This window comes from Candidatus Acididesulfobacter guangdongensis, from assembly GCA_004195045.1.
Lineage (GTDB): Bacteria > SZUA-79 > SZUA-79 > Acidulodesulfobacterales > Acidulodesulfobacteraceae > Acididesulfobacter > Acididesulfobacter guangdongensis.
The window spans coordinates 302,731-315,384 of record SGBC01000001.1 but is presented as its reverse complement, the minus strand read 5'-3'; the positions used below and the strand labels follow the sequence as shown (position 1 = coordinate 315,384).

Below are 12,654 nucleotides of genomic sequence, written 5' to 3'. Positions count from 1 at the left end.
TTATATATAAGGTATTGTTAATATGAATAATAAAACCGCACCTGAACCATCTTCTTATATTATGGATATCAAGGAGATAATGAGCCTTCTTCCTCATAGATTTCCGTTTCTTCTCATAGATAAAGTTATAGGTCTTGAGAAAGGAAAGTCTATTAAAGCTATAAAAAATACAACCATGAACGAACCTTTTTTTCAAGGTCATTTTCCTAATCATCCTGTTATGCCGGGGGTTTTAATTTTAGAGTCGTTAGCTCAGGCAGGCGGTATTTTAGCTTATAAAACTGCCGAAGACGATGCTATGAAAGATATGTTGACATATTTTATGGGAATAGATAAAGCCAGATTTAGAAAACCCATACTTCCGGGCAGTACTATAATTTTAAACGTGGAACTTATTAAGAAAAAACAGATGATATGGGTGTTTCGCGGTACTGCATCGGTAGATAATATATTATGCTGCGAGGCAAATCTCATGGCATCTTTTGTTGCACCCTAAAAATATTGCGTAAAAAATAAAATGTCCGTAATCAAAAATAAATAAATAAATAATTCAATTAAATTAAATTAAATTAAAAATATTTGTCAGACTATGATAGACAAAACTGCAATAATAGGAGAGAACGTAATTATTGACGATTCTACCGAAATAGGTCCATATTGTATAATCAAAGATAATGTAAAAATAGGAAAAAATAATAAAATTGCTTCTCATGTTGTCATAGAAGGCAATACCGAAATAGGCGATGATAACAAAATATTTCAATTTGCGTCAATCGGTTCTATTCCCCAAGATTTAAAATATAAGGGCGAAGATACAAAGCTGCTTATAGGTAATAATAATATAATCAGAGAATACGCCACATTCAATCCGGGCACCGTAACGGGAAATAATGTTACCGTTGTCGGTGATTTTAATCTTTTTATGATGTCAACGCACGTTGCGCATGATTGCATTATCGGGAATCATGCGATATTAGCTAATCACGCGACTCTTGCAGGTCACGTGGAGATTCAAGATTTTGCTATACTCGGCGGTTTATGCGCTATACATCAATTTACAAAAATAGGCGAATCTGCTTTGATATCAGGCGGAACTATGGTAGTGCAGGATATTCCTCCATATCTTATAACATCCGGCGACAGAGCCAAAATTTACGGTATAAATAAAATAGGGCTTGAAAGAAGAGGTTTTTCAAAAGAAGAAGTAGAAAATGTTAAGAAGGCATACAAAATAGTATATAGGTCTAAATTGACGATTAAAAATGCTATCGATAAAATTAAAAACGAAATTGATATCAGCCCGATTATAGAAAAATTTATAGAGTTCATTTTGACTTCTAAGCGCGGTATAACAAGATAAGACGGCAAAATAATCAATTAATTAATATGCTTGTTATAAAGAACATTAATATATAATTAATAATATTAAAAAATATTCATTTAAAAATAATTTTATGACGGAACAAAAAAAAATAGGTTTAATTGCAGGTTACGGAGAATTTCCGCTTTTGTATATTAAGGAGCTTAAGTCGCAAAATTTCTATGTCTGCGTATGCGCAATTGCGGAAGAAGCAGGAGAAAGTTTAAAGGACTGCGCCGATGCTATTGCATATATAAGCGTTGGAGAACTCGGGAAACTCATAAAATTTTTTAAATCTGAAAATGTTAATGAAATTATTATGGCAGGCAAGGTTAAAAAAACGTTGATGTTTAAAAAAATAAAGCCTGACCTTAAAGCTATTACCCTTTTTTTATCCCTTAAAGATAAAAAAGACGATACAATTTTAAATGCTATATGTAAATATTTAGAAAAAGAAGGTTTAATCATAGTACCGCAAACTAAATATTTACATTCGATATTTCCAGAACAGGGAAAGTTATCCGCGCGCAAACCGTCTTCTAAGGAATTGGCGGATATTAATTTCGGATATCATGCAGCTAAATTAATAGCAGGGGCTGATATAGGGCAGACTGCGGTTATCAAAGATTCATCGGTAATGGCATTAGAAGCTATTGAAGGAACGGATGAAACAATTCTAAGAGGCGGTAAATTGGCTTGCGGAGGCGCTGTTGTCGTAAAAGTAAACAAACCGGAGCAAGATTTGAGATTTGACATACCGGCGGTAGGGTCTGGTACATTGGATGCTATGAATGATTCGGGCTGCGTATGTTTAGCCTTTGAAAAAAATACTATAATAATCAATAAACAGGAATTTATTAAGAAATCCAATGATTACGGTATTGCGGTTTATGTTATTTAGTTTAGCGCAAATAAATGTTAATAGTCAAACAAATTTTGAATATAGAAAATTGCTAAGTGAGAAAAATATTAATAGTATCGGGGGAGCTTTCAGGAGACTGGCTTGCGTCGGGTTTAATTAAAGAATTTAAAAAACTTAGACCTGATACCGATTTTTATGCGATGGGCGGCGAAAACTTAAAATCGGAAGGCGCAGAAATTATAGCAGATATAAATGAACTTGCAGTAATGGGTTTTATAGAAGTAATTCTGAAAATATCGGTTATAAAAAAAATATTAAAACGTATTTTAGTATGGATAAAATTAAATAAACCAGATTTGATAATTCTTGTCGATTTTCCTACATTTAATTTTAAAATTGCCAAATATGCCTATCGGTTGAATATTCCCGTCGTATATTATGTTCCTCCAAAATTATGGGCATCAAGGTATAAAAGAATATATTTTATAAAAAAATATATAAAATTTGTAATAGTCATATTTCCATTTGAAGTAAAAATATATAAAGACGAAGGCATAAAGGCGTATTATAGCGGAAACCCCATTAAATACAGATTAGATGAATTACAAAAAACTATAAATATACACAAGATAGATAAAAATATAAATTCTAAAAATAAAGATATTAAAAACAAATATCCTATAATTTCTTTTTTACCCGGCTCAAGGAAATCAGAATTAAAATATCATAGTCCGAGGATTATAAAATCAGCCGAGCTTATACTTTTTAACTACCCCGGCGCTTTATTTATATTTCCTTTCAGGAAAGGAATAGATTCGTCTATTTTAGAAAAAGCGTTAGAGAAATCAAAATTACCGAAAGAAAGCTATTTTATATCAAATTATTTTGAAGATTCTCTTCTGCAGAGCGACGTAATAATCGTCGCATCAGGGACTGCTTCATTGGAAGCCGCAATGTTTAAAAAACCTGTTATAATAATCTATTACTTAAATTATTTAACATATTTAATCGCAAAACTTATTGTTAAAGTAAAAGACATAGGACTGATAAATATAATAGCCGGAAAAAGGGTAGTGCCGGAATTAGTCGAATCTCAATTTACTGCCGAAAATGTGTATAAAGAAACAGCAAAATATTTAAAAAATGATGAATATAGAAAAATGGTAATTTCAAAAATAGAAGAAACTATTTTAATTTTAGATTCTATAAAAAATCCTTTTAAAGAAACCGCAGCAATTATAAATAAAAATATTTTCAGAATATAAAATAAAATAAAACAGGATAAAATTAGGATAGGATATAGCAGAGTAGAATATGATAAATAAATAATCAATCAAAATAAAAGTTATGTTTAAAAAGAAAACGAATATTAAGAAAAATAATAAAGACGAAAGGCAGTCGTACATAATACTGAAGAAACTTCTGCCGTATATGCGGCCTTATAAAAATCGCCTGCTTATGGCTTTAATAAGCATGAGTTTAGTTTCTTTGCTGACCGGAATACTTGCGTACATAGTTAAACCGCTTATTAACGACATATTTGTTTCTAAAAATTTTTCCGAACTTATTTTGATACCGCTGTTAGTTATAGCTATATTTATAGCTAAAGGAATTTTTTATTATATGGAAGCGTATTATACCGGATATGTCGGGCAAAATATAATAAAAAATATCAGGAATGACGTTTATAAATCTATTGTTAATCTTCCGATATCGAAACTTAATAAAATTCCCACCGGCGTTTTTATAGCAAGAATAACTTACGATATCAATCTTATTCAGCATACCGTTTCAAATGCCCTAAGCGCAATAGCAAAAGATATACTTACAATTATAATTCTTCTGGCGGTTATTTTCTATATGGATTTTGAGCTTGCGATTGCAGTATTTGTACTTTTTCCGATAGCTATAATACCGGTATCCCTTCTTGGAAAAAAAACTAGAAAAACCAGTATTGATACACAAAATGAAATGGGCAATATTACGAAATTTCTTGACGAGACTATTTCAAATTTAAGGGTAGTCAAAGCGTACAATATGCAAGAATTTGAAATAGGCAGGTTTAAAAAACTTTCCGACAGGCTGTACAGATTTCTTATAAGAATGACTAAAATTAAGGGTATTACAGTTCCGTTCGTGGAATTAGTCGGGGGAATCGCCGTGTCGTCTATAATATTTCTCGGCGGTCTGCAGGTTATAAAATACGGATATTCCCCCGGCAGTTTTTTTTCATTTTTAACAGCCATTTTACTTCTATATGAGCCTGTGAAAAGCCTGTCAAGGCTTAATAATAATCTGCAGGAAGGCATTGCCGCGTCGTCAAGGGTATTTGAAATAATGGAAGATAATTTTGAAGATATATATAAAGGCGAGAGTTTGCCCAAAAACATAGAAAATCTGCAAATAAGAAATTTATATTTCAGCTATAATAAAGAAAACGGTTTTGACCTTAAAAATATCAATCTGAACGCGGAAAAAGGGAAAATGGCTGCTATAGTAGGGCGCTCAGGGGCAGGCAAAAGCACCCTGTCTATGCTGCTCCCCGGATTTTATCAGCCTGATGCGGGAGAAATATTAATTAACGGCAAAAACATAACGTCATACAGTTTGAAAGAATTAAGAGATAATATTTCTTACGTATCGCAGCAGGTGTCCCTGTTTAATGAATCCGTAAAGTTTAACATCGCATACGGTACCCATGTTTCCTTAGATAGTTCTGGTGATAATAAGAAAAAGCATGAAAATATAAATAGATTTAAAACAGTTAATGAAGCTGATGATAATCGCAATAATAGCGGGCGCAGCGATAATGTAAAAGAAGATGAAATTAAAATTAACGACGGTTTAATAATTAACGCCGCTAAGCTTGCGTATGCCCATGATTTTATAGTTGACCTCCCTGAAGGATATAATACTTTAGTCGATGAATCGGGACTGAGATTGTCGGGAGGAGAAAAGCAGAGGATTTTAATGGCAAGAGCTTTTTTGAAAAATGCTCCCATACTGATTTTAGATGAAGCGACTGCTTCGTTGGATAACGAATCGGAAAAACATATTCAAGATGCCCTGTTTAATCTCTGCAGGGATAAAATTGCGATTGTCATAGCGCATAGACTTTCAACCGTTAAAAAAGCGGATATCATATATGTTATAGAAAACGGAGAAATTGTTGAACAGGGTAATCACGAAGAATTAATTAGAATAGACGGTATCTATAAAAATGTTCTAATTAAGCAAATGCAGTAGCGGTAAATACCCGATAGCCGGCATGGGTATATAAAAAAAATAAAATCATATACTAAATATACAGTTCTGCAGGATATGTCATTTATGCGCCGGTGCAACTATGCACCGTTTCATCATGTTCGGCGTTTGGAAAAGTCAGTTGGCAAGCAAAGTAATGGAGCTTAAACTTATTTAGATGAAAAAATTATATTTTTTTATTTACAATCTTATTTTATATATAAGCCTGCCTTTTTTCTCAGTTATTATGCTTGTTTTTTATTTAATTAAAAATAAACATGCTTCCGGTTTTTTCTACAAATTAGCGCCATATTTAAGTTTTGCCAAAAATCATAAAAATAATATCGGAAAAAATAAATATATATGGATTCATGCGGTTTCCGTGGGCGAAGTCAATGCTGCGTTTTATTTTATTAATTTGTTATTGCGGCGTATTAATAACAAAAAAATATATCTTTCGGTAGTAACAAGAACAGGATATGCTCATGCGGTGAAAAAATTCAGCGGAACGCCGGTCTCGGTGATTTATTTTCCGTATGATTTCTTATTTTCAGTTAAAAGTATTATTAAGATGCTCAATCCGGTATGCTTTATATCTATGGAGACCGAGATATGGCCCAATCTGTTTAATAAATTAAACGAAAATAATACGCCTGTTTTTATTTTAAATGCGCGTTTATCTGAGAAGTCATTTAAAAATTATTATAAATTTAGATTTTTCTTCTCGTATATATTTAAATGCGTTGATTTGGCAGCATGCATATCACAGGATTATTACAATAAATTTATTAAATTAGGTGTAGAAGAATATAAATTGCATATAACAGGCAATATGAAATTTGATATTGCGCAAAAAGAAGAAATAGAAAAACTTAAAAAAGAGGGCATAAAGTATAAGAATGCGATAATAGAGGCTATTGATGAAATTACCGGCATTACACAAAATAACAGCGGAATTGCAGACGGCAAACAGCATGATGGCGGTTATGACAGTTCTGATAATTATGATAGCGGCAATATTAAGTCACTCAATACTGATACTGCCAATACCGCTTTTGCTAAGACAATGAAAAATAAATCGGATAGCGAAAGTTGTATTGCAAAGATAATTGTTGCAGGCAGTACGCATGAAAAAGAAGAACAGATAATATTGGATTTATTTGTAAGATTAACTGAAGCTGTTGAAAGCAAAGACAACCATAAGATAAAATTTTATCTTATGATAGCGCCGAGACATCCTGAAAGATTTCGGTATGTATATGAATTAATTAAAAAATATAAATTTAATTACATTAAAGTATCCGATTTAATTATTAATGGCAGCAAATATAATAAAAATTATAAAATAGATAGTAGCCATGAGGGTAATTCTGCAAATGAAATAATTGCAAATTCGAAAAAAATAAAGCCTTGTACGCATAGCTGCAGCAATAGTTCCGTTGTTCTTATAGATAAAATGGGAATACTAAACACATTATACAGCATTGCAGATATTGCATTTATAGGCGGCAGCATGGTCCCGGCGGTCGGAGGACATAACATGCTTGAGCCTTTGTCCTTCGGGGTTCCCGTTGTTTTTGGAAATTTTGTTGAAAATTTTCAACAAATTGCCGATGAAATTGCATCTTCCGGCGCAGGTATCGCGGCTGCTAATCCGGAAGAACTTTTTACCGCTGTGTATTCTTTTATTAACAATGAAAAAAAATCGTCTGAAGCATCTGCAAAGGCATTGGAAATTATAGAAAGAAATCAAGGTTCATCGCTTAATAATTTAAATTTATTAATGAATTTTTGCAAAATAACTTAAATCATAAAAAGCGTTATGCCGTTTTAATGTTTTTTGCAATTGATATATTATAATAAATTGAAATATTAATTTTTAATTGCAAAATAAAATAAGTAAAGTTTTGTATTTTATGGAAGCGAAGTAAGGCGATATAAATATATATAAGATATGCCCAAAGTCCAAAATTTTGATAGTTTTATAGCTATCTATTTATTCATAAGATTAAGAAAATCTGCATTTGATTTTGTATTTTTTATTTTTTCTATCAAAAATTCCATAGCTTCAGGGGTGTCCATCGAAGATAAAACCTTTCTTAAAACCCATATTTTTTTTAATTGATCTTTGTCTATAAGAAGTTCTTCTTTTCTTGTCCCTGATTTATTAACATCTATTGCCGGAAATATTCTTTTTTCGGCAAGTTTTCTGTCTAAATTTGCTTCAAGATTTCCGGTGCCCTTAAATTCTTCGAATATGACTTCATCCGCTCTTGAGCCTGTATCTATTAAAGCAGTTGCGATAATTGTTAAACTGCCGCCTTCTTCGATATTTCTTGCCGCCCCGAAGAACCTTTTCGGTTTATGCAGCGCGTTTGAGTCAACACCGCCGGAAAGCACCTTGCCTGAAGACGGTATTGTAACGTTATAAGCCCTTGCAAGTCTTGTTATTGAATCTAATAGAATAACCACGTCTTTACCTGCTTCTACGAGTCTTTTTGCTTTTTCGATAACTATTTCCGCTATTTGGATATGTCTTTGCGGCGGCTCGTCGAAAGTTGAACTTATAACTTCTCCGCTGATAGACCTCTGCATATCCGTAACTTCCTCAGGTCTTTCGTCAATTAAAAGGACCATTAAAAATATTTCTTTATGATTAGCGTTAATGGCATGGGCGATGTCTTTCAGAAGCATAGTTTTTCCGGTTCTCGGAGGAGCTACTATAAGCGCTCTCTGTCCTTTGCCTATCGGAATGAGCAAGTCCATCATCCTTGTTGAAATATTTTTAGGGTCAAATTCTAATTTTATTTTTTCTTGCGGATAAAGAGGCGTTAGATTGTCAAATAAAATCTTTTCTTTTGCAACTTCAGGGTCTTCAAAATTTACGCTTTCGACTTTTAATAAAGCATAAAATCGTTCATTGTCTTTAGGCGGTCTTATTATTCCGCTTACGGTGTCCCCGGTTCTAAGCCCAAATCTCCGGATTTGCGAAGGAGATACATATATATCGTCGGGTCCGTGTAAATAATTGGATTCCAAAGACCTCAAAAAACCATACTGGTCAGGCAATATTTCAAGCACGCCCTCGCCGGTAATCAGCCCATTTTTTTCAGTTGTTTGATTTTTTTCGGTTTCAGCCTGTAATAACGCATAAATCAAATCTTGCTTGCGCATTCCGGAGGCGCCCTCTATATGGTATTCCTTAGCAATAGGCATCAGTTCCGATATTTTCTTTGTAGTTAATTCTTTTACATTCATAATTTCCTTTTTCCTTAATCTTAAATAATTAATTAATTAAATTAAATTATATTCCATTTTGAATTCCTTCTTGCCTCAAATCTTCTTGATTCCGCTAAATCTATTGTAATTCTTTCAGTGCCGCCGTCATCGGGATACTGTGCGATGCCGGCATTCATAGATATAATGCTATTATTTTGCTTTATAAAATAATCCTGAGCTTCTAAAAATATAGCGCTGATAATTTTTTTTGCATCTGTTTTGTTTAAATTTGGGAAACATATAATAATTTTGTTTCCGTATCTTGCCGCAACATCGTAAGTTCTGATATGTTTTTGTATCAAGCTGCCTATAAAGCCTATGACGGTATCTCCGGCTTTGTGTCCTGATATAGAATTAAATTCATTTAATTTATTGATAGACATTAAGGTAATTGACATAATGCCGTGCTCGCTGTTGGCTTTTAGCGTTTCTTCAAATAATCTTTGATGAAAATATTTAAAATTGTAAAGACCGGATATGTTATCAAATTTTGAACATTCTAAAATTTCTTCGTCGAATTTTTTTATTTTAATTATGTACGAAAGTATTGAAAAAATAATGTCAAAAGTGTGTTTTTTATCCACATCCGTGCAATCTGCGCTATTCTTAAAGCCCTGTACGGAATACACGACGGCGATTGTAGAAACATTGTTTTTGTCGTATTCAGACGCGAATTGGTAAGCATATAATTCTTTTATGTTTTTATGTTCAAAATCTATTGTTTTTATGTAATTTGATTCTGAGGAACCATCATTAAGATTTGCATAAAAAGATTTATTATTATTAAACATACCAATCAAATGTTCGGCATAATTTTCGTCAGTATCCGATTGAATTTTTACGGCATACTCATGTGCAATGCCCCTTGAACTTATTAATTTAATTTCTTTATCATTTTTGATACTTAAAAACATGATTGCCGCAGCGCCGAAAACAAAATCAAAATTAATATTTACAAAATGCAGAACTTCTTCTAACGTTTTATTTTGATCTGCCACTTCTGTAAGTTCTTTAATAAATTTAAAACCTGAATATTCGCAGTCTTTTATTTTGTTGTTATTGTTCATGTATATTAATAACCTCCTATTTATGCAAATTATATTTAGTTAAAATCATACTCATCCGTTATTGTTTATATTATTTGTATTTTTTTATAATTTAGACGATATTTAATTTGAATAGCAATTCTATTCTGCAAACAATAAACAATAACCATGCAGATTCAAAAATCATATTAAAATAAATAACTTATTTATATATTTTATATATAACAGGATTTTATGGGCGATATATCAATTATTAGTATTGTTATTATTAATATTATTAAGAAAGTTTATTAATAAACATATTTGAGGGTTCAAAAATTTTAAACCGTAACTATTATTAATTATAAAATGGGATTTAGAAATTTTATAAGATTGATTAAATTGAAATTTATTTCTATTAATAAAATCTTCATACGTAAATCTTAAGATAGCTCTTTTTAATCTTTTGGAATAATCGCATATAACAAGGATAATTTTATCCATTTCTGAATAAAAGCCCGATTCAAATATTACGGCTCCTTCAATCACGACCATTTTTGAATCGCAATGCAGTTCTAAAATATCTTTAGTTTTTTTTCTTAATGCAGGGTGAATAATATCTTCCAATTTCTTTTTTTTAATTTTATCCGAAAAAACAATTTGCGCAAGAGCTTTTCTGTTAATATCGCTATCTTTATTTAAAATGTTTTTGCCAAAAAAATCAACTGTTTTTTTATATTCGTCAGTATTTTTTTTTAATAGCGATATTGATAACTCGTCAAGATTAATAGTAAGAAATCCTGCATCTTTTAGAAAAGACAAAACGGTAGTTTTGCCAGAACCTATAGAACCTGTTAAGCCGATTTTTAACAATGTTTAAAATTCCCGATTATTAACTTATATATCAATATCATAATTGTCATAATTTTCCGATAAACGACACAAATCTTTGCGCTGTTTTATTTTTTCTATAACTGAAATAATTTTCATTTTCGTAAGTGCAAAGATCCGTATCGCATATATTTTCTTTGCGAAATCCTGAAGCGGAAAGAACATATTTTATCAATCCTTTTAAATCAAATAAATATTCCGCCAAACTGTCACAATTACTTACATTTTGTTTGTCGCTGTGTGCGCAGTCGCCGTTTCCGGTGCCGGCATATTTCGCCGCAAAGTAATTTTTATAATTTATATCTTTATTTATAAATTTTTCATATAAATCTTCCTTAACGGTGTAGCAATGTTTGCAAATCCCGGGACCTATAACGACTGCAACATTTTCAATATTCGCATTATAGTGACGTTTCAGCATATCGGCAGAGTTAATTAAGATATCACTGTATAAACCGCGCCATCCGCAATGAACGGCTCCTATAGTCCCCGAAATTTTATCATAAAACAGCAAAGGTACGCAATCCGCCGTTTTTATGCACAATAAGTAATGTTTCAGAGACGTAAAAATACCGTCTGCGTCTGTTATTTTTTCAGAAAATTTCTCAGTATTATGCTCCTCGACAGAAATCACGGCATTACCGTGGACCTGATTTAATTCTGCAATATTGAAATAATTTTCATCTTCGATATGATAATTTAATCTTATCTGCTTTATCAGGTCAAATCTTGCCGTTATGTTTTTTGTCTGAAAATCAATGTTTTTATCTCCAAAGCCAAGCACAAGATTATTATTCTGTTTGCCTACGGCGCAGTCTGTATAATTTGTTTTATTTAAAAATAGCATATTATATGGTATTTGCATTTAGTTATTTCTTTAATCCTGCAATAGAAAGTTATCTACTAAAGTTATCTACTCGGAAAAGGTGTCAGATTAATTTTTTTGCAAATATTTTCTTTGTTAATTGAACTACTCTATATGCAAAAAAATAAAATCTGACCCCTTTTCCTTAGCGGTTTAATTATCAACCACCGTTGGTTGTGCAGCACAGTATTCGGTGTTTTCCAATCCCCATAGCATATCCTGAGGCGGTCTGGCAGTAAAAATCATAAGACGGTCCGTCTCGGGATGGATAAAAGATATTTTATACGCATGCAGCATTTGCCTGCTTATAAAATTAAACTGTTTAAATTCATTTTTGTTTTTAAATTCAATTTTTTTGTAAATTTTATCGCCCAATATAGGATGTCCGGTTTCCAGCATAGAAACCCTGATTTGATGAGTTCTGCCGGTAAGAGGACTTATTTCTAAAAGGCTTATAATGCCGTCTATTGTCTTTATTGTTTTAAACGATGTCAGCGCATGTTTGCCGTTAGTTTGCGATAATTTCATTTTAATTTTATTTTTAGGATCCCTTTCAATATAGCCCTCTATCTTTCCGGCAGATTCCTTAAAAATGCCATATACGAGTGCTATATAGGTTTTTTTAATAATCCTGTTTTTGAATTGCTCAGCAAGCGCATTATGCGATTTATCGTTCTTTGCTATCAGCATAATTCCCGATGTATCTTTATCTAATCTATGAACTATACCCGGTCTTTCGATACCGCCGATGCCGGACAGGTCGGATATTTTACCGACTAATGCGTTTACCAGCGTTTTTTCGTGTTCTCCTTTAGAAGGATGTACACTAATACCCGCAGGTTTATTTATAACTGCAAGCATATTATCTTCGTAAATAATATCTATCGGAAAATCGAAAGGTTTTAATGTATCTTCCCTTATTTCAGGCTCATCAACAGAAACCAGCGCGCCTGTTCTGATGAGCAGCGAGGGCTTTCTTGTTATTAAATTATTTACAGATACGTTTCCTGCTTCAATTAATTTTTTGATAAACGATCTTGTAAAATTATTTAAATTATTTGTAAGCGCTATATCTAACCGGATTTTTTCATCAGAAGAATAAAATGATTTTAGTCCCATGTTAATATTT

The 12,654-nt window shown here is 32.1% G+C and carries 11 protein-coding genes; 6 read left to right on the top strand and 5 right to left on the bottom strand.

Annotation, left to right across the window (positions count from 1 at the left end; translation table 11 throughout):
- Positions 1–22: 22 nt before the first annotated feature.
- The 6 genes from fabZ to EVJ46_01470 all read left to right on the top strand — a co-directional run bounded on the left by fabZ (position 23) and on the right by EVJ46_01470 (position 7,272).
- Positions 23–496: a 3-hydroxyacyl-ACP dehydratase FabZ gene (gene fabZ / locus EVJ46_01495; protein ID RZD16940.1), complete on the top strand. Its 474-nt coding sequence runs from the start codon at positions 23–25 to the stop codon at positions 494–496.
- Between the two features lie 93 nt (positions 497–589).
- The gene (locus EVJ46_01490) at positions 590–1,360 is read left to right on the top strand and encodes an acyl-ACP--UDP-N-acetylglucosamine O-acyltransferase (GenBank protein ID RZD16939.1); all 771 of its coding nucleotides are present in this window, start codon (positions 590–592) and stop codon (positions 1,358–1,360) included.
- Between the two features lie 94 nt (positions 1,361–1,454).
- Positions 1,455–2,261, top strand: coding sequence for an LpxI family protein (locus EVJ46_01485; protein RZD16938.1), 807 nt, complete (start codon positions 1,455–1,457; stop codon positions 2,259–2,261).
- A 56-nt stretch (positions 2,262–2,317) separates the two neighbouring features.
- Entirely contained in the window at positions 2,318–3,487 is a 1,170-nt protein-coding gene (gene lpxB, locus EVJ46_01480; protein ID RZD16937.1) for a lipid-A-disaccharide synthase, read from the top strand.
- Between the two features lie 82 nt (positions 3,488–3,569).
- Positions 3,570–5,468, top strand: coding sequence for an ATP-binding cassette domain-containing protein (locus EVJ46_01475; protein RZD16936.1), 1,899 nt, complete (start codon positions 3,570–3,572; stop codon positions 5,466–5,468).
- Positions 5,469–5,643: 175 nt separating this feature from the next.
- Complete coding sequence (locus EVJ46_01470; GenBank protein ID RZD16935.1) at positions 5,644–7,272, top strand: hypothetical protein; 1,629 nt, start codon at positions 5,644–5,646, stop codon at positions 7,270–7,272.
- Positions 7,273–7,457: 185 nt separating this feature from the next.
- On the opposite strand, the gene rho is transcribed toward EVJ46_01470, so the two are convergent.
- From rho to EVJ46_01445, 5 genes are all read right to left on the bottom strand, one after another.
- A complete protein-coding gene (rho, locus tag EVJ46_01465; protein RZD16934.1) occupies positions 7,458–8,723 on the bottom strand; it encodes a transcription termination factor Rho in 1,266 nt (421 codons plus the stop codon).
- 41 nt (positions 8,724–8,764) lie between these two features.
- Positions 8,765–9,811 (bottom strand): GGDEF domain-containing protein, encoded by a 1,047-nt coding sequence (locus EVJ46_01460; GenBank protein ID RZD16933.1) that lies wholly within the window; start codon positions 9,809–9,811, stop codon positions 8,765–8,767.
- Between the two features lie 225 nt (positions 9,812–10,036).
- Positions 10,037–10,642, bottom strand: a complete 606-nt coding sequence (locus EVJ46_01455; GenBank protein RZD16932.1) for a dephospho-CoA kinase — start codon at positions 10,640–10,642, stop codon at positions 10,037–10,039.
- Between the two features lie 46 nt (positions 10,643–10,688).
- A complete protein-coding gene (pgeF, locus tag EVJ46_01450; GenBank protein ID RZD16931.1) occupies positions 10,689–11,525 on the bottom strand; it encodes a peptidoglycan editing factor PgeF in 837 nt (278 codons plus the stop codon).
- A gap of 153 nt (positions 11,526–11,678) precedes the next feature.
- Positions 11,679–12,644, bottom strand: a complete 966-nt coding sequence (locus EVJ46_01445; protein RZD16930.1) for an RluA family pseudouridine synthase — start codon at positions 12,642–12,644, stop codon at positions 11,679–11,681.
- Positions 12,645–12,654 lie beyond the last annotated feature (10 nt).